Genomic DNA, 20,363 nt, shown 5'->3' on the forward strand with positions numbered 1-20,363 from the left:
GTGGCGAATTCATCGCGAGCAGGCTCGCTCCCACAGGGGGAATGCATTTCAAATTGTAGGAGCGAGCCTGCTCGCGATAGCGGTGTAACTAATGGTGCAAAACTCAAATTGTGAATCCCCTCTTAGGTGCAAAACCAGCCTGAAAATGGGGTTTATTTATATCCAGTGCACCATTTAATTTCAGAATTGCGACATTTTGTTCTGTCATGGTGCGCAATCAGTTTGCTAAAGTCCGGCCCAATCTCTTCCAGCGACAATAAATTTGCCGAGACTTTTCCATGATCGAATCCGTTGAATCCTTCCTTGCCCGCCTGAAAAAACGCGACCCTGACCAGCCGGAATTCCATCAGGCCGTGGAAGAAGTCCTGCGCAGCCTGTGGCCATTTCTTGAAGCCAATCCGCACTATCTGACCTCCGGCATTATGGAGCGGATTTGCGAGCCGGAGCGGGCGATCGTTTTCAGGGTTTCCTGGGTCGACGATCAAGGCAACGTGCAGGTCAATCGCGGATTCCGCATCCAGATGAACAGCGCCATTGGTCCGTACAAGGGTGGGTTGCGTTTCCATCCTTCGGTGAACCTCGGCGTGTTGAAGTTCCTTGCCTTCGAACAGACCTTCAAAAACTCGCTGACTTCGTTGCCGATGGGCGGTGGCAAGGGTGGTTCGGATTTCGATCCCAAAGGCAAAAGCGACGCTGAAGTCATGCGGTTCTGCCAGGCCTTCATGAGCGAGTTGTACCGTCACATCGGTGCAGACGTTGACGTTCCGGCCGGTGATATCGGCGTCGGTGCCCGCGAGATCGGTTTCCTGTTCGGCCAATACAAGCGCCTGAGCAACCAGTTCACCAGCGTGTTGACCGGCAAGGGCCCGAGCTATGGCGGCAGCCTGATTCGCCCGGAAGCCACCGGTTTCGGCTGTGTGTACTTCGCTGAAGAAATGCTCAAGCGCAGCGGTGAAACCGTCGAAGGCAAACGTGTGGCCATTTCGGGTTCCGGCAACGTGGCCCAGTACGCGGCGCGCAAGGTCATGGACCTGGGCGGCAAAGTGATTTCCTTGTCCGACTCCGAAGGCACGCTGTACTGCGAAAGCGGTTTGACCGAAGAGCAGTGGCTGGCGGTGCTGGAGCTGAAAAACGTCCAGCGCGGGCGCATCAGTGAACTGGCCGGCCGTTTTGGCCTGGAGTTCAAGGCCGGCCAGCACCCGTGGGCGCTGAGTTGCGACATTGCGCTGCCCTGCGCGACACAAAACGAACTGGACGCCGAGGCGGCCCGCACGTTACTGCGCAACGGCTGCATCTGTGTGGCGGAAGGGGCGAACATGCCGACCACCCTTGAAGCCGTAGACCTGTTTATCGAGGCGGGGATTTTGTTCGCGCCGGGCAAGGCTTCCAATGCCGGTGGTGTCGCGGTGAGCGGGCTGGAGATGTCGCAGAACGCCATGCGCCTGCTGTGGACCGGTGGTGAGGTGGACAGCAAACTTCACGCGATCATGCAGTCGATCCACCACGCTTGCGTGCATTACGGCGAAGAGAATGGCCGGATCAACTACGTCAAAGGCGCAAACATCGCGGGCTTCGTCAAAGTTGCCGACGCGATGCTCGCCCAAGGCGTGGTTTAAGCCGGTTCGATACGGATGATCTCGATCAACTGATCGCCCGCCGGACGTTGCCACAGCACCTCGTCGCCGAGTTGCGCCCCGAGCAGCGCCCGGCCCAGCGGTGAACCCCAGTTGATCAGGCCCGCCGACGCGTCGGCCTGATCTTCACCGACCAGTTGCACGGTTTGCTCGGTGCTGTGTTCGTCGGCGAAGGTCACACGGCTGCCGATCTGCACTTTTTGCGTTGAGTTGGCGACGGTCACAACCTGAGCGCTTTGCAGACGCTGGTTGAAATACCGCAAATCGCGTTCAAGGTCCGCCAGGCGCTGCTTGTCGGCGTGCTCACCTTTGGCCGATTGCTCGCTGTGCAGGTGTTGCAATTCGGCGACTTTCACCTGCAACTGGGCCAGCCCCGTGGGCGTGACGTAATTGGGCTGTGTACTGATCTGCCGTTCGACAGGCTGATCGGCTTGCGCGGCGGCGTTATCTTCATTGACGAAGGCGCGACTCATGGTTTTCTCCCGTTATAGGGTTTGGGCCATGGTCGCAGGCTTTTAGTTTCGACAGATGTCTGTGGGCGACTTATTGCGAGCGAAAAGCACGAGCGGCGTCCTGATCCTTCTGCTGCTGCCAGGCTTTGTCCCGGTCGTCCCAATGGTGGCTGCGATAATCCTCACGGTCCTCGCTTTCGCGCATCGCCTGACACTGACGGAAGCCATCGCCCCAGCCCTCGGCGTACTGCTTGTCCTTGAGGTAACGCGGAACGTTTTTACGAAACTCTCCGGTGATTGCCCCCGCCGCTTGCCGGCCACTGCTGCAACCGTCATCGAAGCCATCGGCGAATGCCGGTGGATAACCCTTGGCGATCAGATCCTCGTGGGTCGTCTGGCAACCCGCGATCAACATCAGCAAACCCGCCACACCCACGCAACGCCACATCTCAGACTCCCAGGCCGTCAAAGGCCTATAGGAGAAGTCTAGGAGTGGATTCGTGAGGAGCTTGTAGAAGGTCTGTGAAAAATCCATTTAGCAACACAGAACAACTGTGGGAGCGGGCTTGCTCGCGAAGGCGGTGTGTCAGTTAGCATAAGTGTCGACTGGCACACCGCCTTCGCGAGCAAGCCCGCTCCCACATTGGTTTTGTGGTGAGTTGAGATCAATAGTGATACCACTTCAACTCAAGCATCACTTCGTTCTCGGGCGAAGCCAGATGGCTGAATTCGCGCTGGGCACTCAGGCGTAAGCCCAGGTTGCGCGACAATTCCCACTGCTGATTCAGACTCACGCTACGGCGCACTTCGCCATTGGTGAAAAAATCGCCCTTGGCCTCCAGGCTGAAGTTGCCCAATGGGTTTTTCCACAGCAAGCCGCTGTTGAAGCCCGCCGCCGGTGCGATGAAGCTCGCGAAGTCGTTATTGTGTTCAACGCGCACGGTGCCCAAAGCAAAGCCAAGCATGTCGTCGCCCAGTTGCCAGGTCCCGCCGCCACCGCCATTGACGTGGCTGACCAGGGTTTCGTCGTCATGCTTGCCCGGCACGCGCTCCAGGCCGCCGGTGACTTGCCACGAGAGTGGTTGCAGCAATTCATTGCGCGGGGTCAGGGAGCGGATGGTCGCCAGGTCCAATTGCTGCAACTGCCAGTGATTGCCTTCGTACTGGCGCAGTTTCATTTGCAGGATTTCAATCTGCGCGCCGAGGGGGAAGCTCTCGGCGTTGTCGTTGAGGTCGTGATACGCCATGCGCAGGCCATATTCGCCAAAGGCCTTGTCGCCCCGAGTGCCGATACCGGCCTGCCAGGTGCGCGATTCATGGCCGTCCTCGGGCAAGCCGGGTTGCGGGATGTCCAGTTCCGGTGCCGGGTTCTGGTTGATCGCCCGCAGCAATTCGAAGCTGCGCTGTGCCCGTTGCGGGTCGCGTTCCTGGCCGTTGGCGCGGTAGCGCTCCAGGCGATAGGCCGCGTCGATGATCAGCGCCTGACGATCCTTGGGTTGAGCCTTGAACGCCGGTTCTTGCAGTTGCTTCTGGTCGGCGCTGACTTTCAGCACCCATTCCTGTTCTTCATGGGTCAACGGCTCGGCGCGGCTCAGCAGTTCACGTTCGCGAGAGGGTCGATACTGAATGGATTCCACCAGTCCGGCTTCTTTCACCGCTTTGACGGTGTCCGTAGGAATCGCGGTCAGCGGGAACTGTTCGGTCAATCGCAGGCTCGGGCGGGCGACTTGCAGCAATTCCAACAGACGATAAGAGCAGTTTTCGTCGAAGAAGAAATAGTCGAACTGGATCTGCTTGAGCTCCCAGACGTGCTCGACCATGCGTTCGGTTTCTGCCTGGGTCAGGTTCAGGCGGTATTCCCACAGATCGCGGTTCTCGAGACTGCGGTACTCCGAGAGTTTTTCTTGATACGGCACCAGCGCAAACAAACCGGGATAGCCGCCCATCAAGCCTTTCCAGGCATACAGGATGCTGTTGTCCGAGCCTTCGATGTACGCGCCGAAGTTGATCGCATAACTGAGCAGGGCGGTTTGATCGCTCTGCACATTGGCCTGGTCGATGCGCAGCAACGTGTGGCCGAACATCGATGACGGACTGTTCAGATACGCCGCCGGGAAAATCATCACCGCACTGTGGGGCGAAACATCCTTGAACCATTGCTTGAATTCAGTGCAGGGAAGCGTCGGCAGATCGCTCAGGTTGAGCTGCGCCTTCAGCCAGCGGGTGCGGGCGGGATAGACGCATTGCGCATGTTTTTCACCAGCACTGACCGGGGCGTACAGCGCTTGCACGGTCGCCGCCAGCTCGCGGTCAGGATGTTCATTGCCGTCGGCGGCGAGGAAGAATTTCTTGTCGCTGACATAGCTGCGCCAGCCACCGAGTTTGGCGGTTTCGTAGTGGCCCAGGGAAATCCAGAAGGGGTCATTGGCCAATTGCTGCAAACGTTGATTGTCGATTTTGGGCGTGGCAGACAGCGGGGCGCAGACACAGAGCGCCAGCCAGGCAAGGCGTTTGAGCATAGTGAGCAACTTAAGTCGAAAGAAACAAAGACCCAAAGAGGGCCAGGCTCAAAAAATAAAACCCGCTCCCCGAAAGGAGCGGGCGGGTCGAGCTTAAGCTTGAGTGGCGTACTTGGCCAGACGAGGATCGCTCTTCAGAACGGCCAGGGTATTGGTATGCACGTCGTCAGCGGTCACGTCAGCCTTGCTGAAGATCTGCTGGAAGTGCTCATGAGTGACAGCGGCGAAATGCGCACGGTCTTCCGGCGCCACGCCCAGTACCACAGCGTAAGTGGTCAGCGCTTCGCCCTGACCTTTAGCCATGTCTTCAGAGAGCTCGTTCATCATGCCATTCATGGCAATCCAGGATTTGCCGCCATAGGTCAGCGACGCATTGGTCGAGCAACCGTTGGTACCCGAGGTCATACCGAACGTTGCGTTGCCGGAAGTGCCGTTGGTGGTGGATGCCAGGAAGTGCGCCGGGGTGCCACGCTGACCTTCGAACAGCATGTTGCCCCAACCGCAATCCGGGCCGCCTGGGGCCTGTGCCATGGCGTTGATGGATACAGCGGTGAAGAGAGTACCGAGAAGAATCCGTTTCATAGCTATGTTCTCTTTGTGTGCATACCAATGGACAAGGTGCTGGCCCCTAAAGGTGCCAGTGGGCCGGTTATTCGTTCCAGCCGCGCAACAGGAGTTTAAGCATTTTCCGGGCGTTCCGTAATCTTTTGCGAAACATTCCTTGAAAACACTGATTTTGACCCGATCGGCCCGGGGCTGATGCTTTGTCTAAACTTTGGCTTGAGGCGCGCCTTGCCAGTGAGGTACGGGCAGCGCCAGAATGCCGCTATCTGCCCCGCCTGATGTAAGGAAGCCCGATGCCTGATCCTGTTGCTGCCAGCTTGCGTCTAGCGCCCGAAGCGCTGACCCGTCCGTTTTCCGCTGAACAGTTCAGCTTCTCTACCACCAATGATTTGGAGCCCTTCCGCGGTGTGCTTGGCCAGGAACGTGCGGTCGAAGCCTTGCAGTTCGGTGTGGCAATGCCACGCCCCGGTTACAACGTCTTCGTCATGGGCGAGCCCGGCACTGGCCGGTTTTCGTTCGTCAAACGCTACCTGAAAGCCGAAGGCAAACGCCTGCAGACCCCGGCGGACTGGGTCTACGTCAACAATTTCGATGATCCTCGCGAACCTCGCGCCCTGGAGTTGCCGTCGGGCACCGCTGGCGCCTTTATCGATGCCATCAGCGGCTTGATCGACAACCTGCTGGCGACTTTTCCGGCCGTGTTCGAGCACCCGTCCTACCAGCAGAAGAAGAGCGCCATCGACCGCGCCTTCAATCAACGCTATGACCGCGCGCTGGATGTGATCGAGCGCCTGGCGCTGGAGAAGGACGTTGCGCTGTACCGCGACAGCACCAATATCGCCTTCACGCCGATGAGCGAAGGCAAGGCCGTGGACGAAGCCGAATTTGCCCAGTTGCCGGAAGTCGATCGCGAGCGTTTTCACGAGGATATTGCGTGGCTGGAAGAGCGGCTGAACGAAGAACTCGCCAGCTTGCCGCAATGGAAGCGTGAGTCGAGCAATCAACTGCGCCAGCTCAACGAAGAAACCATCACCCTGGCCTTGCAACCCTTGCTCGCGCCGCTGTCGGAAAAGTACGCGGAAAACGCCGGCGTTTGCGGTTACCTGCAAGCAATGCAGGTGTATCTGCTCAAGACCGTGGTCGAGCAACTGGTGGACGACAGCAAGACGGACGCCATCGCCCGCAAGCTGCTGGAAGAGCAATACGCGCCGAGTCTGGTGGTCGGTCATCCGTTCAGCGGCGGTGCGCCAGTGGTCTTTGAGCCGCACCCGACTTACGAAAACCTGTTCGGCCGCATCGAGTACACCACCGATCAGGGCGCGCTCTACACCACGTATCGACAGTTGCGCCCGGGTGCGCTGCACCGCGCCAACGGCGGCTTCCTGATTCTTGAAGCGGAAAAAATGCTCAGTGAGCCGTTCGTGTGGGATGCGCTCAAACGCGCGCTGCAATCGCGCAAATTGAAAATGGAATCGCCGCTGGGCGAGATGGGCCGTTTCGCCACCGTGACCCTGACACCGCAACATATTCCGTTGCAGGTCAAAGTCGTCATCATCGGCGCCCGACAGCTCTACTACACGCTGCAGGACCTCGATCCGGACTTCCAGGAGATGTTCCGTGTCCTGGTGGACTTCGACGAAGACATCCCGATGGTCGACGAGAGCCTGGAGCAGTTCGCCCAGTTGCTCAAGACCCGCACCTCCGAAGAAGGCATGGCGCCGTTGACCGCTGATGCGGTGGCGCGCCTGGCGACTTACAGTGCTCGCCTGGCTGAACACCAGGGGCGTTTGTCGGCGCGGATCGGTGATCTGTTCCAGTTGGTCAGCGAGGCGGATTTCATTCGCCAACTGGCCAGTGACGAAATGACCGACGCCGGGCACATCGAACGTGCGCTCAAGGCCAAGGCCACGCGGACCGGACGCGTCTCGGCGCGAATTCTCGATGACATGCTGGCCGGGATCATCCTGATCGACACCGCAGGTGCGGCGGTTGGCAAGTGCAACGGGCTGACAGTGCTGGAGGTCGGTGACTCGGCCTTCGGTATACCGGCGCGGATTTCCGCCACGGTCTACCCGGGGGGCAGCGGCATCGTCGACATCGAGCGCGAGGTCAACCTCGGTCAGCCCATTCACTCCAAAGGCGTGATGATCCTCACGGGGTATCTGGGCAGCCGTTACGCTCAGGAATTCCCGCTGGCGATTTCCGCGAGTATCGCCCTGGAGCAGTCCTACGGTTACGTCGATGGTGATAGTGCATCGCTGGGCGAGGCTTGCACCTTGATTTCGGCGCTGTCGAAAACCCCGCTCAAGCAGTGTTTTGCGATCACCGGTTCGATCAACCAGTTCGGTGAAGTGCAGGCGGTGGGCGGGGTCAACGAGAAGATCGAAGGCTTCTTCCGACTCTGCGAAGCGCGCGGGCTGACCGGTGAGCAGGGCGCAATCATTCCCCACGCCAACGTTGCCACGCTGATGCTCGACGAGAAAGTGCTGACGGCGGTGCGCGCGGGGCAGTTCCACGTCTACGCCGTGCGCCAGGCTGATGAAGCCCTGAGCCTGTTGGTCGGCGAGCCGGCCGGTGCGCCGGACGCCGATGGCCAGTTCCCTGAAGGCAGCGTTAACGCGCGGGTGGTGGAACGCTTGCGGGTCATCGCAGAAATGATCAGCGAAGAAGACCTCAAGGAAGCTGAGAAAGAGATGGCGCAGGAAGCCTTGGTGGAAACCAAGCCGGCCTGATACAAACTTGAGATCACCTCAACCCCTGTGGGAGCGAGCTTGCTCGCGATGAGGCACTGACATTCAACATCTCTGTTGGCTGACAGTCCGCTATCGCGAGCAGGCTCGCTCCTACATTTGAATTGGGTGAATCATGAAAAAGTGCCATCACTCTGACGTCAATATTCACACAATGACCATTCGGCGCCTTCTGGTCTCACTTGACGTGCTAGTCAAACTTTTCTTCTATTCTCAGGTCAAGGATATCGACAGTAATCACTGGATCGAGACAGCCCTCCCGTGGGGGCTGAATACCGGATCTACCGAGGGTCGCCGCCATGTCGCGCAACCTCTGCCTCACCCGTCAATGCCTGGGCCTTGTGACCCGTATCGAGTGTGCCATCCGCCCATTGGCGGGGGATACGGGCATGTGGACCTTACTCTTCGCCGCCGGAATGGCCGGCGAACAACCTTCTGCAATTAAAGCCCAGGGCCCGTTTCATGGCCCCTTTGTGGCTGAGTCGATCCTCGACACCATTGTTGAAAGTCTCACACTGCACGGCTATGAACTGGCCGATGATCCGCAAATCTGGTGCCTGCACCTGCAAGCTCAGCTGCGGGAAATCAATGGTGGCCGCTGCCGCAACACTGGAGGTTTCGAGTTTCGGCCCGAGCACTGAACAGGCTATTGAGCAAGGTTGGATGTGTCCGCCTTGTCGAGTTTGACCTCGAAGCCATATTGCACGGTGGAGAGATCGGTTCGTTGATAGGTTTCCAGACGGGCAGGCTGCCCGTAGAAGTAATGCACCCTCAATAATGCCGGGCCTTCTGCGCTCGCATCGTGGCTGACCGAAAGAATCTCCTTCAGATAATTGCCGCTGTCGTCCTTGGCGAAGAAACGCCAGTCCTGGGCGGGAAACTGCTTCAGATCAACCACCAGCGCATTGCCCTTGAGTACCAGCCCTTTGGGCAACTGGTGGGCGTCGATGGTTTTCTTTTCGACGGTGGCGAGAAACAGCGGCATGGAACCCACCGCGTAAGCCGGGGTTTCTGGAAACAGGTTCAAGTCGTAGGTGATGGTGCCGCGCAGGGGGTCGACCTGGTAAGCCTCAGGCGGCAATTCGATCGGCTCATCGCGTTTGCCGTTACCGTCCTCGGTAAAGAAACTGACCGGGCTTTCGCCGGGGCTGAAGGAAGTGCCGAGCAGCTCATCATTGAAGCTTTTGGGGTGATCGAACTCGATACGTGCGGCGCTGGGGTCTTCGACCGACTGACTGATGCTGACACTCTTTTTCAGTTGTTCCTCGCCAAGTGTGGCGCCCTTGAGCCAGATCGGGGCCTGGTCGTCGTACACCACCACTGGCAGCGTCAGTGGCTGGATGGTCTTTTGCGTGGTGTGTGGATCGAAGCGAAGTACCGGCAGGTTCAAGTCCTTGCGGGTCACCGTGGCGGTTGAAAAGTCCAGTACGCTGACCTCAAGAGTTTCGATCGGCCCGTTGAAGTACACCTTGGAATAATGGTGGCTCTGTTGCTTCTCGAAGGCGCGCTGCTCTTCATTGATCTGTTTCTCGAAGCTCTCGCTCCAGGCTTTCTGCTTTTGCATTTTCGCCAGTTGCTTTTGATAAAAGGCAATTTGTGCGGCGGTTTCGTTGATCGAGCCTGCGCGCGCGAGAAATTGCCCGGTGCTGTCCTTGGCCTGGACGATCAGCGGGATCAGCGGTGTTTCGCCGACCTCGGGGGCCTGTGGCGCGCTGTTGTTGAATTCGATTTCGGCGTAATTGTTTGCAAGGTTCAGCAGGGTGACGCTGAGGTTGTCGTTGGTGCGAGTCTGGCCAACGTCCTTTTTCGTCAGGTCGAAGCTGTAGAGTCGGCGCGGCGCGATCACTTCTACCTTGCCTTGCAGGCTCACCGGTTGTGGCTGGTTTTTGTTTTCTACACCCAGCCCATCGATGAAGGGGTAGGTCACCGTCAGGTCGTCGGGGTTGGTCAGGTTTGAACTCGATGGGCTCAGTTGAATTCCAGGATCGGTTTCTGACCATTCCGGCTGAAACGGGATGACGCGTTTGTTGCTCAAAGTCACCGATTGCCATTCAAGGCTATAGGGAAAGAGAAACGCGACCGGAATGTTGAAGTTGAAGGGGAACACCGGTTGCAGATCGGTCAGGTAGTCGGAACTGGAGTCTTTGTGCAGCACGAACAGACCGTTGATGTACGTGTCGACCAAGGCTTGGGGCGTCGGATAGTGCTTGAGGACGGCGAGGGCGTCTTCGCCATATTCTGTTTCCACCGGTTTGCTGTCGAGCTTGAGTTGCGCACGCTCGAGCAACAACAGTGAGCCGCCGAGTTCAGCCACGGCATCCTTGAGTTTTGGGTCCTGAATCGCATCCAGAGATTTCTCGAACTGCGCCATCTTTTCCTCGAGGCTGACCTGGCGCTTCTCATCGCTGGGTGAGCAAGCGCTCATCAGCAAAGCCAGGCAAATGCCGGCGCTCGTTAAAGGCAATCGCACATCCATTTCCCGTCTTCCTGTCCGATGTCGCTGAGCTTTCGATGCTTTGGACACTAGCAGAAAAACCTTGTCACACACGCGCAGGTTGCGGATTTCCCGACGGTTTCTGGCTGCTTCTGGGTATAGACAGGCGGCTGGTATACTCGCCGCCATTTTCAACCCCACGTGTGAGAGTCAATGGAACGCTTTATCGAAAATGCAATGTACGCCAGCCGCTGGCTGCTGGCGCCGATCTACTTCGGTCTGTCCCTTGGGCTGCTGGCCCTGGCGCTGAAATTCTTCCAGGAAGTCTTCCACGTCATCCCTAACGTGTTCTCGATGGCCGAGTCGGATCTGATTCTGGTGCTGCTGTCACTGATCGACATGGCGCTGGTAGGCGGTTTGCTGGTGATGGTGATGATTTCCGGTTACGAGAACTTCGTTTCCCAACTGGATATCGACGACGACAAGGAAAAGCTCAACTGGCTGGGCACCATGGATTCCTCTTCATTGAAGATGAAGGTGGCCGCTTCCATCGTGGCCATTTCTTCCATTCACCTGCTGCGGATTTTCATGGACGCCAAGAACGTCGATCCCGAGCATTTGAAGTGGTACGTGGTCATCCACATGACCTTCGTGATTTCGGCGTTTGCCATGGGTTATCTGGATAAGCTGACCAAGCACTGATCGCCTTGTACCGCTATACCAAACCGCCCGTCTGTTGCGAAACAGACGGGCGGTGTCGTTTGTGGCTTGTACTTTGATGCGCCGAGGCCTATGCCTGTAAGGATCTTGGCTCGCCATTGCGTGAGGTGTGTTCATGAACCTGCAAGAGTTGAATGCCTATGCCATCGCCGGGAAGATCGATGAGCTCAACCTGATCTCGATGGAAGGCGGGATCTACCTGCTGGAAGCACGGATGCACGGCGCGGCGTATCCATTGAGTGATGCTCGCGGCGAGACGTTTCATCTGCGATCGGTCGAGCATGCGCGTGAATTGCTTCATTCCTTCCCCAACTTGCCATTCAACCTTGTGCACACTTCGGTTCATGACGAAATGTGCGGGATGGGGGGCAGCACCGAAGAGAGTCTGAAGGTCCCGATCGGGTGTCAGCACTGACGCCCCTCATCAACGCAATGGCATCTGTGCTAGTCTGCTGGCCCTTTTGGTTCCGGGCGCTCCGGGACGCGCTGTGTACGCACGGCAAGTTCCAGGGCCGTCCGCACAGCGGAGCAGTGTCATGTCCGAAGTAAATCTGTCCACCGACGAAACCCGCGTCAGCTACGGTATTGGCCGTCAGCTGGGCGATCAACTGCGCGACAACCCGCCACCGGGCGTTAGCCTGGACGCGATCCTGGCAGGTCTGACCGACGCTTTCGCCGGCAAGGAAAGCCGTGTGGGTCAGGAAGAAATGTCCGCGAGCTTCAAGGTCATTCGCGAAATCATGCAAGCTGAAGCAGCCGCCAAAGCTGAAGCCGCTGCTGGCGAAGGCCTGGCATTCCTGGCTGAAAACGCCAAGCGTGACGGCATCACCACCCTGGCTTCCGGCCTGCAATTCGAAGTACTGACTGCCGGTGAAGGCGCCAAGCCAACCCGTGAAGATCAAGTGCGCACTCACTACCACGGCACCCTGATCGACGGCACTGTGTTCGACAGCTCCTACGATCGTGGTCAGCCTGCAGAATTCCCGGTTGGCGGCGTGATCGCTGGCTGGACCGAAGCCCTGCAACTGATGAATGCCGGCAGCAAATGGCGTCTGTACGTGCCGAGCGAACTGGCTTACGGCGCTCAAGGCGTTGGCAGCATTCCGCCGCACAGCGTACTGGTATTCGACGTCGAACTGCTCGACGTTCTGTAAGACCGTAACCCTGTAGGAGCTCTGCCCCTACAGGGTTTTTCAGCGTTTCTCATATTTCGATCTTGTGGTGCAGTTCGCTTGTCGGGCGCAATGCCCGGGCATAGCAGAACAGAAACAGATTGCGCACCAGTTCCTTGAGCACCACCGGCTCGCTGGAACTCAAGCCGTTGACGTCCAGATCACCCTGATCCTGCAGCTCATTCAAGGCTTCTTCTTCAAGCACCGCACAGACTTCCCCGGTTTCCCGATGCAGGATCTTGAGGTAAGGGTGTGGGCGGTCCAGCCAGGCATCGATCAAATAAGTCATGGGGCTCATCTCCATTGATGGGTTTCAATGAGAATAATTCTTATTCATGAAATAGCAAGGACCTATTGGTGGTTTGTGTTTTTTTAAGGGTAAAGGTTACGTAAGGTCAAAACGTCTGGCGTTTGGCTATTGCGAGGGATTGTTGGGCGAAGCGGGGGAGGGCGAAGCACCATCCCACGCAGGACGCGGGATGGAATACAGCAGATTCAGACTTTTCTGACGAACTCGGATTTGAGCTTCATCGGGCCAATGCCGTCGATCTTGCAGTCGATGTCGTGATCACCATCGCACAGGCGGATGTTCTTGACCTTGGTGCCGACCTTGACCACCAGCGACGTGCCTTTGACCTTGAGGTCCTTGATCACGGTGATGGTGTCGCCGTCCTGCAGGACGTTGCCGACCGAATCCTTTTTCACGTTGTCATCGGACACTGCTTCGGCTTCGCCGCTGGCGGACCACTCGTGTGCGCACTCAGGGCAGATCAGCTGGGCGCCGTCTTCGTAGGTGTATTCGGAATTGCATTTTGGGCAGGGTGGCAACGTGCTCACTAAAGCTCCTTGGATTCAGGATCGCTAAAAAGCGCACATTATATAGGGTTTTATCGGAGGAGGGGCACACAGCAAAAAATCGCAGCCCCATAGGAGCTGCCGCAGGCTGCGATCTTTTGATCTTGCTGTAAAAATCAGTGCGTACGGGCGACCGCAAATTCGCTCAACTCGACCAGAGCATCGCGGTATTCGCTGGCAGGCAGCGCATCGAGGCACTTGATCGCACGGGCCACGTAGTCACGGGCCAGTTGGGCGGTGTAATCCAGCGAACCTGAGGCTTCCACGGCTTCGCGGATGCTTTCCAGGTCTTCAATGCCGCCTTTCTGGATCGCCTTGCGCACCAGTGCAGCCTGCTCCGGCGTGCCTTCGCGCATGGTGTAGATCAGCGGCAGGGTCGGTTTGCCTTCAGCCAGATCGTCACCGACGTTCTTGCCCAGGGTTTCGGCGTCGCCTTTATAGTCCAGCAGGTCGTCGACCAATTGGAACGCCACGCCCAGATGATCGCCGAATGTACGCAGGGCTTCTGACTGTTCCGATGTCGCTTCGCAGAGCGCTGCAGCACTGTGTGTCGAGGCCTCAAAGAGCATCGCGGTTTTGCCGCGGATGACTTCCATGTAGGTTTCTTCAGTGGTGCTGGCGTCGCGGACCTTCGACAGCTGCAACACTTCGCCTTCGGCGATGATGCGCGTGGCTTGCGAAAGGATTTTCATCACCGGCATGGAGCCCAGTTCGACCATCATTTCGAAGGACCGCGAATACAGGAAGTCGCCCACCAGCACGCTAGGAGCGTTGCCCCACATGGCGTTCGCGGTCGAGCGGCCACGGCGCATGCCGGACATGTCGACCACGTCGTCGTGCAGCAAGGTCGCGGTGTGCAGGAATTCGATGGTTGCCGCCAGCAGGCGCAGGTCATCGCCTTCGCGACCCAGAGCCTTGCCACACAGCAACACCAATAGAGGGCGCAGGCGTTTACCGCCAGCCGAGGTAATGTAATCGCCGATTTTCGATACCAGCGGCACTCGGGAAGTCAGCTGCTTCTTGATGATGCCGTCGACGGCGCTAAAATCGTCCGCCACCGCGCGGTAGAAAGCTTGGGGTTGCATCAGCGACAGTTGCTCCAGAAGGGTTGCGCGGCATGCTAGGACCCACGTCGGCGGGTGTCAAGGTACGATGGACGGCCTCTTGCATCGCCCCGGCAGCTTGCGTACAATCGCGCACCCTGAACTTCCTGGGCAGCACCTGCCTTACGCAATTGCAAACAGGCCTTCCAGCCCAATGCAGCCATGCCAGCCAATACCTCTTCTTATAAAGAGCTGGGTGAGCAGGATTATCGGAGAAATACCATGTCGTACGCAGTAATTGTTACTGGTGGCAAGCAGTACAAAGTCGCCCCAGGTGAATACCTGAAGATTGAAAAACTGGAAATCGCTACCGGCGAATCCGTTACTTTTGATCGCGTTCTGTTGGTCGCCAATGGCGATGACGTGAACATCGGCGCTCCAGTTGTTGCTGGCGCTACCGTTGTGGCTGAAGTGATCTCCCAAGGTCGTCACGATAAAGTCCGCATCATCAAGTTCCGTCGTCGTAAGCACCACATGAAGCGTATGGGCCACCGCCAGTGGTACACCGAGATCAAAATCACCGGTATTCAGGCTTAATTTCAGCCTAATTCCTCACTAGGAGAATTGACTCATGGCACACAAAAAAGCTGGTGGTAGTACCCGTAACGGTCGCGACTCAGAAGCCAAACGCCTTGGCGTGAAGATGTATGGCGGCCAGAAAATCATTCCGGGCAACATCATCGTGCGTCAGCGCGGCACCCAATTCCACGCTGGCTACGGCGTTGGCATGGGTAAAGATCACACCCTCTTCGCGAAAATCGAAGGCGTGATCAAGTTTGAAGTAAAGGGCGCGTTCAACCGCCGTTACGTGAGCGTTGTCGCAGCTTAATTGCGAGATCGCTGGAAAAGCCCTGTCTTGCGACGGGGCTTTTTCGTTTGTGGGGTGAGTCTCTTGCAAAGCTGTTTGTGATGGGCTCCGGCGCTGGATTTGCGGTCGTTGATTGAGGTCGCTGCGCTCATTTTTGCAAGAGTCTTATGTCTTAGTGTTTTTCGGCTCGTCCGTATGACGAGAGGCGTTTTGTTATGAAGTTTGTTGATGAAGTATCGATTCGAGTAAAGGCCGGTGATGGCGGCAACGGTTGCATGAGCTTCCGTCGCGAAAAATTCATTGAAAACGGCGGCCCGAACGGCGGTGACGGTGGTGATGGCGGCTCGGTCTACATGATCGCCGACGAAAACCTCAACACCCTGGTGGACTACCGTTACACCCGGCACTTTGATGCCGAGCGTGGTTCCAACGGCGGCAGCACTGACTGCACCGGCAAGAAAGGTGAGGAGCTGGTGCTGCGTGTTCCGGTCGGCACGACTGTTATCGATTCCGCTACTCAGGAAGTGATCGGCGACCTGACCAAGGCTGGCCAGAAACTGCTGGTGGCTCACGGCGGCTGGCACGGTCTGGGTAACACCCGATTCAAGTCCAGTACCAACCGTGCTCCGCGTCAGACCACTCCGGGTAAGCCGGGTGAGGCGCGTGATCTGAAGCTGGAAATGAAGGTGTTGGCTGACGTCGGTCTGCTGGGCTTGCCGAACGCTGGCAAAAGTACTTTCATTCGTTCGGTGTCGGCCGCCAAGCCGAAAGTCGCCGACTACCCGTTCACCACGCTGGTACCGAACCTGGGTGTGGTCAGTGTCGATCGCTGGAAAAGCTTCGTGGTCGCGGACATTCCGGGTCTGATCGAAGGTGCTTCCGATGGCGCAGGTCTGGGGATTCGCTTCCTCAAGCACTTGTCGCGTACCCGTCTGCTGCTGCACCTCGTGGACATGGCGCCGCTGGATGACGCCAGCGCCCCGGATGCTGCGGAAGTGATCGTCAGCGAACTGACCAAGTTCAGCCCGTCCCTGGCAGAGCGTGATCGTTGGTTGGTGCTGAACAAGTGCGACCAGATCCTCGAAGAAGAGCATGACGCTCGCGTCAAGGAGATCGTTGATCGCCTGGAATGGACTGGTCCGGTCTACGTGATCTCGGCCATCTCCAAGCTGGGCACCGAGCGTCTTTGCCACGACATCATGCGTTACATGGAAGATCGTGCTGATCGCCTGGCTAATGACCCGGTTTACAAAGAAGAATTGGCCGAACTCGATCAGCGCATCGAAGACGAGGCCCGTGCTCAGTTGCAGGCCCTGGATGACCAGCGTGCCCTGCGCCGTAGCGGCGTGAAGTCGGTCCACGACATCGGCGACGATGATTGGGATGAAGAAGATGTGGATGACGAAGACGGTCCGGAAATCATTTACGTGCGTGACTGATTCGTTGCGATAAACTAAAACGCCGCTCACTAGAGCGGCGTTTTAGTATCTGGAAATCGGTAGTCACGAATAACGTTACGGGCAGCGCTGGGTCGCGCTGTCCTCAAGCTAAGGTTGAAGATGATGCGGAGCAAGGTGACAGGTGCGCAGCGTTGGGTCGTGAAGATCGGCAGCGCTTTGCTGACGGCGGACGGCAAGGGCCTGGATCGCGCGGCAATGGGTGTTTGGGTTGAGCAAATGGTGGCTTTGCATGAGGCTGGCGTCGAGTTGGTGCTGGTGTCCTCCGGAGCGGTGGCGGCCGGCATGAGTCGCTTGGGCTGGACCGTGCGACCCAGTGCGATGCACGAGTTGCAGGCCGCTGCCGCCATCGGTCAGATGGGGTTGGTGCAGGCCTGGGAGTCGAGCTTTGCCGAGCATGGCCGGCATACCGCGCAGATTCTCCTGACCCACGATGACTTGTCCGACCGCAAGCGCTACCTGAACGCCCGCAGCACCTTGCGCGCGTTGGTTGAGCTGAAGGTTATTCCGGTGATCAACGAGAACGACACCGTGGTCACTGATGAAATCCGTTTCGGTGACAACGACACGCTCGCGGCGCTGGTAGCCAACCTGGTCGAAGCTGACTTGCTGGTGATCCTTACCGATCGCGATGGCATGTTTGACGCCGATCCGCGCAACAACCCTAACGCCAATCTGATTTACGAAGCGCGCGCCGATGATCCGGCGCTGGATGCGGTGGCGGGCGGTACGGGTGGTGCGCTGGGTCGTGGCGGCATGCAGACCAAATTGCGTGCTGCTCGGCTGGCGGCTCGTTCCGGTGCGCATACCATCATCGTTGGTGGGCGTATTGAGCGCGTGCTGGATCGCCTCAAGGCGGGCGAGCGCATCGGCACCTTGCTGTCGCCTGAGCGCGGCCTGTTGGCAGCGCGCAAGCAGTGGCTGGCTGGGCACCTGCAAACCCGCGGCACGCTTGTGCTGGATGCTGGCGCGGTGACGGCGCTGTCCAAAGGCAACAAAAGTTTGCTGCCTGTGGGTGTCAAGCTGGTCCAGGGCAGCTTCCGTCGTGGCGAGATGGTGGTTTGCGTGGCGCCGGACGGTCGTGAGATTGCCCGAGGCCTGGCCAACTACAGCGCGCTGGAAGCACAAAAAATCATCGGTCAGTCGTCTGAGGCGATTGTCGGTCTGTTAGGTTATATGGCGGAGCCGGAACTGGTTCACCGCGATAACCTGATCCTGGTCTGAAGGAATACCTGAATGCGCGTGGCAAAAGGATTGTTGGGTCTGCTGTTGGCGATGCCGCTGCTGGCCTCGGCTGAGGAGATTGGTCAGGTGTCGACGGTGTTCAAGTTTGTCGGTCCGAACGACCGCATCGTCGTTGAGGCGTTTGATGATCCAAAGGTTGAGGGTGTGACCTGCTACCTGTCGCGGGCCAAGACGGGTGGCGTGAAGGGTGGTTTGGGGTTGGCTGAAGATCGTGCAGAAGCGTCTATCGCTTGTCGTCAGGTCGGGCCGATCAGCTTCAAAGGCGAGTTGAAGGATGGTGACGAGGTGTTCAAGGAGCGCACGTCACTGGTGTTCAAGACCATGCAGGTGGTGCGATTCCTCGACAAGAAGCGCAATACGCTGGTGTACCTGGTCTATAGCGATCGTGTGATCGAAGGCAGTCCGCAGAATGCGGTCACCGCCATCCCTATCCTGCCGTGGGCGCAGGCTCAGTAATCCAAAGAAGATCAAAAGTATGGGAAGGGGCTGCCCCTTCCCATTTTTTTTGCGCTGGGTTTACTAAATCGCAGGCAATAAAAAACCGACCCTAGGGTCGGTTTTTTAACAAGCTTATCGCTTATGCGGCAACAGCAAGGTTCAGAGCCTTGACGTGACCGTTCAGGCGGCTCTTATGACGAGCAGCCTTGTTCTTGTGGATGATGCCTTTATCGGCCATACGGTCGATAACTGGCACGGCCAGAACGTAAGCAGCTTGAGCTTTTTCAGCGTCTTTTGCGTCGATGGCCTTAACTACATTCTTGATGTAGGTACGAACCATGGAACGCAGGCTGGCGTTGTGGCTGCGACGCTTCTCAGCCTGTTTTGCACGTTTTTTGGCGGAAGGTGTGTTGGCCACCGTCGAGCTCCTCGAAAGACTTTTTAGGAAATAGCAAACAAAATAGGCCGCGAATCATGCCGATGAGTTGATGTCTTGTCAAGGGCGGTTGAGACGTTCCGCTAAGTGGTAGGTATAAAGAGGCGGGATATTTATTTCCGGCGCTTGACCTGTAAACTCGCGAGCTTTGGCTCTGTGCTGCTGCGGCGCGGAGTATCGCATAAGTAGGCGCTTTGTTCGCCTGCTGTTTATCGACAGGCACAAACTCTTTCAATGAATCTGCTCAAATCGTTGGCCGCCGTCAGCTCTATCACGATGCTTTCCCGGATTCTGGGGTTCGTTCGTGACACTCTCATTGCGCGCACATTTGGCGCCGGGATGGCGACTGACGCCTTCTTTATTGCCTTCAAATTGCCCAATCTGCTGCGGCGGATCTTCGCCGAGGGGGCTTTTTCCCAGGCATTCGTGCCGATTCTTGCCGAATACAAAAGCCAGAAGGGCGAGGAGGCGACGCGAACCTTCATTGCCTACGTCTCGGGCCTGCTGACGCTGGTGCTGGCATTGGTCACCGCGTTGGGCATGATCGCTGCGCCGTGGGTCATCTGGGCGACCGCGCCGGGTTTCACCGATACACCGGAAAAATTCGAGCTGACGGCCAGCCTGTTGCGCGTGACCTTTCCTTATATATTGCTGATCTCCCTGTCTTCATTGGCCGGGGCGATCCTCAACACGTATAACCGCTTCTCGGTGCCGGCCTTCGTGCCGACCCTGCTCAACGTCAGCATGATCATCTTTTCGGTGTTCCTGACGCCGTACTTCGATCCGCCGGTCATGGCGCTGGGCTGGGCAGTACTGGTGGGTGGTCTGGCGCAATTGCTCTATCAGCTGCCGCACCTGAAAAAGATCGGCCTGCTGGTGTTGCCACGACTGAACCTGCGTGACAGTGGCGTCTGGCGGGTCATGAAACAAATGCTGCCGGCGATTCTCGGTGTGTCCGTGAGCCAGATTTCGCTGATCATCAACACCATTTTCGCCTCGTTCCTGGTCGCCGGTTCCGTGTCATGGATGTACTACGCCGACCGTTTGATGGAATTACCGTCCGGTGTGCTGGGCGTGGCGCTGGGTACGATTCTCCTGCCGACCCTGGCCAAGACCTACGCCAGCAAGGATCGCCAGGAATACTCGCGGATCCTCGATTGGGGTCTGCGCCTGTGCTTCATGCTGGTGTTGCCGTGCTCCCTGGCACTGGGGATTCTCGCCGAGCCGCTGACGGTTTCTTTGTTTCAGTACGGCCAGTTCAGCGCGTTTGACGCCTCCATGACCCAGCGGGCGCTGATCGCTTATTCGGTCGGTTTGCTCGGGATTATCGTGATCAAAGTGCTGGCGCCGGGCTTTTATGCGCAACAAAACATCCGCACTCCGGTAAAAATCGCGATTTTCACCCTGATCGTTACCCAGTTGTTCAACCTGGTGTTGATCGGCCCGCTGGCCCACGCCGGCCTGGCACTGGCCATCAGCATCGGCGCGTGCATTAACGCCAGCCTGCTGTTCTATCAGCTGCGCAAGCAGCAGATGTATGAGCCGCAACCGGGCTGGGCGAAGTTCGGCTTCAAGCTGGTGATAGCAGTGTTGGTGATGTCTGCTGTGTTACTGGTCGGAATGCATTTCATGCCAGCCTGGGATCAGGGGCATATGCTGGAGCGGTTCTTGCGTCTGGGCGCATTGGTCGTTGCCGGTGTGGTGGCTTATTTCGGCATGTTGCTGTTGATGGGCTTCCGTTTGCGAGACTTCAATCGCAAAGCGCTGAGCTGAGGT

21 protein-coding genes are annotated in these 20,363 nt (G+C 57.8%); 12 read left to right on the forward strand and 9 right to left on the reverse strand.

Features of this window, described 5'->3' with window-relative positions; genetic code table 11:
• Positions 1-278 precede the first annotated feature (278 nt).
• Positions 279-1,616, forward strand: coding sequence for an NADP-specific glutamate dehydrogenase (gene gdhA / locus ACSQ87_RS04885; protein WP_436273463.1), 1,338 nt, complete (start codon positions 279-281; stop codon positions 1,614-1,616).
• Here the strand turns inward: gdhA and ACSQ87_RS04890 are convergent.
• The 4 genes from ACSQ87_RS04890 to ACSQ87_RS04905 all read right to left on the reverse strand — a co-directional run bounded on the left by ACSQ87_RS04890 (position 1,613) and on the right by ACSQ87_RS04905 (position 5,187).
• Entirely contained in the window at positions 1,613-2,107 is a 495-nt protein-coding gene (locus tag ACSQ87_RS04890; protein ID WP_436273464.1) for a GreA/GreB family elongation factor, read from the reverse strand. The genes gdhA and ACSQ87_RS04890 overlap by 4 nt on opposite strands.
• Before the next feature lie 70 nt (positions 2,108-2,177).
• Positions 2,178-2,534 carry a hypothetical protein gene (locus ACSQ87_RS04895; protein ID WP_223431657.1) on the reverse strand — a complete coding sequence of 119 codons (357 nt, stop codon included), beginning with the start codon at positions 2,532-2,534 and terminating at the stop codon, positions 2,178-2,180.
• A 217-nt stretch (positions 2,535-2,751) separates the two neighbouring features.
• A complete protein-coding gene (locus ACSQ87_RS04900) occupies positions 2,752-4,605 on the reverse strand; it encodes an Lnb N-terminal periplasmic domain-containing protein (RefSeq protein ID WP_223431655.1) in 1,854 nt (617 codons plus the stop codon).
• 93 nt (positions 4,606-4,698) lie between these two features.
• On the reverse strand, positions 4,699-5,187 hold the full coding sequence (locus ACSQ87_RS04905; protein WP_008154254.1) for a DUF3015 domain-containing protein: 489 nt from the start codon (positions 5,185-5,187) through the stop codon (positions 4,699-4,701).
• A gap of 275 nt (positions 5,188-5,462) precedes the next feature.
• On the opposite strand from ACSQ87_RS04905, the gene ACSQ87_RS04910 reads away from it, so the two are divergent.
• Positions 5,463-7,901, forward strand: coding sequence for a Lon protease family protein (locus ACSQ87_RS04910; RefSeq protein ID WP_223431654.1), 2,439 nt, complete (start codon positions 5,463-5,465; stop codon positions 7,899-7,901).
• A gap of 317 nt (positions 7,902-8,218) precedes the next feature.
• A complete protein-coding gene (locus ACSQ87_RS04915; RefSeq protein ID WP_008154258.1) occupies positions 8,219-8,560 on the forward strand; it encodes a hypothetical protein in 342 nt (113 codons plus the stop codon).
• A 5-nt stretch (positions 8,561-8,565) separates the two neighbouring features.
• Here the strand turns inward: ACSQ87_RS04915 and ACSQ87_RS04920 are convergent, their stop codons facing one another.
• Positions 8,566-10,395: a hypothetical protein gene (locus ACSQ87_RS04920; RefSeq protein WP_223431653.1), complete on the reverse strand. Its 1,830-nt coding sequence runs from the start codon at positions 10,393-10,395 to the stop codon at positions 8,566-8,568.
• Between the two features lie 171 nt (positions 10,396-10,566).
• Between ACSQ87_RS04920 and ACSQ87_RS04925 the strand changes: the two genes are divergently transcribed.
• The 3 genes from ACSQ87_RS04925 (at position 10,567) to ACSQ87_RS04935 (ending at position 12,227) form a co-directional block, all read left to right on the forward strand.
• Positions 10,567-11,055: a TIGR00645 family protein gene (locus tag ACSQ87_RS04925; RefSeq protein ID WP_056742836.1), complete on the forward strand. Its 489-nt coding sequence runs from the start codon at positions 10,567-10,569 to the stop codon at positions 11,053-11,055.
• 133 nt (positions 11,056-11,188) lie between these two features.
• Entirely contained in the window at positions 11,189-11,488 is a 300-nt protein-coding gene (locus ACSQ87_RS04930) for a DUF6482 family protein (RefSeq protein ID WP_150658204.1), read from the forward strand.
• Positions 11,489-11,609: 121 nt separating this feature from the next.
• Positions 11,610-12,227, forward strand: a complete 618-nt coding sequence (locus ACSQ87_RS04935) for an FKBP-type peptidyl-prolyl cis-trans isomerase (RefSeq protein WP_149418390.1) — start codon at positions 11,610-11,612, stop codon at positions 12,225-12,227.
• Positions 12,228-12,276: 49 nt separating this feature from the next.
• On the opposite strand, the gene ACSQ87_RS04940 is transcribed toward ACSQ87_RS04935, so the two are convergent.
• The 3 genes from ACSQ87_RS04940 to ACSQ87_RS04950 all read right to left on the reverse strand — a co-directional run bounded on the left by ACSQ87_RS04940 (position 12,277) and on the right by ACSQ87_RS04950 (position 14,185).
• Complete coding sequence (locus tag ACSQ87_RS04940) at positions 12,277-12,534, reverse strand: PA4570 family protein (RefSeq protein WP_223431652.1); 258 nt, start codon at positions 12,532-12,534, stop codon at positions 12,277-12,279.
• Positions 12,535-12,740: 206 nt separating this feature from the next.
• On the reverse strand, positions 12,741-13,082 hold the full coding sequence (locus ACSQ87_RS04945; RefSeq protein ID WP_150658202.1) for a zinc ribbon domain-containing protein YjdM: 342 nt from the start codon (positions 13,080-13,082) through the stop codon (positions 12,741-12,743).
• Between the two features lie 134 nt (positions 13,083-13,216).
• Entirely contained in the window at positions 13,217-14,185 is a 969-nt protein-coding gene (locus tag ACSQ87_RS04950; RefSeq protein ID WP_033054288.1) for a polyprenyl synthetase family protein, read from the reverse strand.
• Positions 14,186-14,425: 240 nt separating this feature from the next.
• Here ACSQ87_RS04950 and rplU point away from each other — a divergent pair, with 240 nt between their 5' ends.
• The 5 genes from rplU (at position 14,426) to ACSQ87_RS04975 (ending at position 18,169) form a co-directional block, all read left to right on the forward strand.
• Positions 14,426-14,740 carry a 50S ribosomal protein L21 gene (gene rplU, locus ACSQ87_RS04955; protein ID WP_003176051.1) on the forward strand — a complete coding sequence of 105 codons (315 nt, stop codon included), beginning with the start codon at positions 14,426-14,428 and terminating at the stop codon, positions 14,738-14,740.
• 34 nt (positions 14,741-14,774) lie between these two features.
• Positions 14,775-15,032, forward strand: a complete 258-nt coding sequence (rpmA, locus tag ACSQ87_RS04960; protein ID WP_003176049.1) for a 50S ribosomal protein L27 — start codon at positions 14,775-14,777, stop codon at positions 15,030-15,032.
• Between the two features lie 194 nt (positions 15,033-15,226).
• The gene (cgtA, locus tag ACSQ87_RS04965; protein ID WP_010467530.1) at positions 15,227-16,450 is read left to right on the forward strand and encodes an Obg family GTPase CgtA; all 1,224 of its coding nucleotides are present in this window, start codon (positions 15,227-15,229) and stop codon (positions 16,448-16,450) included.
• A gap of 123 nt (positions 16,451-16,573) precedes the next feature.
• Positions 16,574-17,692 (forward strand): glutamate 5-kinase, encoded by a 1,119-nt coding sequence (gene proB, locus ACSQ87_RS04970; RefSeq protein ID WP_059402007.1) that lies wholly within the window; start codon positions 16,574-16,576, stop codon positions 17,690-17,692.
• Positions 17,693-17,704: 12 nt separating this feature from the next.
• The gene (locus ACSQ87_RS04975) at positions 17,705-18,169 is read left to right on the forward strand and encodes a CreA family protein (RefSeq protein WP_033054290.1); all 465 of its coding nucleotides are present in this window, start codon (positions 17,705-17,707) and stop codon (positions 18,167-18,169) included.
• 121 nt (positions 18,170-18,290) lie between these two features.
• On the opposite strand, the gene rpsT is transcribed toward ACSQ87_RS04975, so the two are convergent.
• Positions 18,291-18,569, reverse strand: a complete 279-nt coding sequence (rpsT, locus tag ACSQ87_RS04980) for a 30S ribosomal protein S20 (RefSeq protein ID WP_008154937.1) — start codon at positions 18,567-18,569, stop codon at positions 18,291-18,293.
• A gap of 252 nt (positions 18,570-18,821) precedes the next feature.
• Here rpsT and murJ point away from each other — a divergent pair, with 252 nt between their 5' ends.
• On the forward strand, positions 18,822-20,360 hold the full coding sequence (gene murJ, locus ACSQ87_RS04985; protein WP_436273465.1) for a murein biosynthesis integral membrane protein MurJ: 1,539 nt from the start codon (positions 18,822-18,824) through the stop codon (positions 20,358-20,360).
• Positions 20,361-20,363 lie beyond the last annotated feature (3 nt).

The sequence above is a fragment of the Pseudomonas sp. LjRoot277 genome (assembly GCF_964253845.1).
Lineage (GTDB): Bacteria > Pseudomonadota > Gammaproteobacteria > Pseudomonadales > Pseudomonadaceae > Aquipseudomonas.

Coding starts and splice junctions, on each gene's coding strand:
- ACSQ87_RS04890 (WP_436273464.1), bottom strand. CDS start 2,107: ATGAGTCGCGCCTTCGTCAATGAAGATAACGCCGCCGCGCAAGCCGAT.
- ACSQ87_RS04935 (WP_149418390.1), top strand. CDS start 11,610: ATGTCCGAAGTAAATCTGTCCACCGACGAAACCCGCGTCAGCTACGGT.
- ACSQ87_RS04930 (WP_150658204.1), top strand. CDS start 11,189: ATGAACCTGCAAGAGTTGAATGCCTATGCCATCGCCGGGAAGATCGAT.
- ACSQ87_RS04900 (WP_223431655.1), bottom strand. CDS start 4,605: ATGCTCAAACGCCTTGCCTGGCTGGCGCTCTGTGTCTGCGCCCCGCTG.
- ACSQ87_RS04895 (WP_223431657.1), bottom strand. CDS start 2,534: ATGTGGCGTTGCGTGGGTGTGGCGGGTTTGCTGATGTTGATCGCGGGT.
- ACSQ87_RS04950 (WP_033054288.1), bottom strand. CDS start 14,185: ATGCAACCCCAAGCTTTCTACCGCGCGGTGGCGGACGATTTTAGCGCC.
- ACSQ87_RS04920 (WP_223431653.1), bottom strand. CDS start 10,395: ATGGATGTGCGATTGCCTTTAACGAGCGCCGGCATTTGCCTGGCTTTG.
- gdhA (WP_436273463.1), top strand. CDS start 279: ATGATCGAATCCGTTGAATCCTTCCTTGCCCGCCTGAAAAAACGCGAC.
- ACSQ87_RS04915 (WP_008154258.1), top strand. CDS start 8,219: ATGTCGCGCAACCTCTGCCTCACCCGTCAATGCCTGGGCCTTGTGACC.
- ACSQ87_RS04975 (WP_033054290.1), top strand. CDS start 17,705: ATGCGCGTGGCAAAAGGATTGTTGGGTCTGCTGTTGGCGATGCCGCTG.
- murJ (WP_436273465.1), top strand. CDS start 18,822: ATGAATCTGCTCAAATCGTTGGCCGCCGTCAGCTCTATCACGATGCTT.
- ACSQ87_RS04905 (WP_008154254.1), bottom strand. CDS start 5,187: ATGAAACGGATTCTTCTCGGTACTCTCTTCACCGCTGTATCCATCAAC.
- ACSQ87_RS04940 (WP_223431652.1), bottom strand. CDS start 12,534: ATGACTTATTTGATCGATGCCTGGCTGGACCGCCCACACCCTTACCTC.
- ACSQ87_RS04910 (WP_223431654.1), top strand. CDS start 5,463: ATGCCTGATCCTGTTGCTGCCAGCTTGCGTCTAGCGCCCGAAGCGCTG.
- proB (WP_059402007.1), top strand. CDS start 16,574: ATGCGGAGCAAGGTGACAGGTGCGCAGCGTTGGGTCGTGAAGATCGGC.
- ACSQ87_RS04925 (WP_056742836.1), top strand. CDS start 10,567: ATGGAACGCTTTATCGAAAATGCAATGTACGCCAGCCGCTGGCTGCTG.
- cgtA (WP_010467530.1), top strand. CDS start 15,227: ATGAAGTTTGTTGATGAAGTATCGATTCGAGTAAAGGCCGGTGATGGC.
- rplU (WP_003176051.1), top strand. CDS start 14,426: ATGTCGTACGCAGTAATTGTTACTGGTGGCAAGCAGTACAAAGTCGCC.
- rpmA (WP_003176049.1), top strand. CDS start 14,775: ATGGCACACAAAAAAGCTGGTGGTAGTACCCGTAACGGTCGCGACTCA.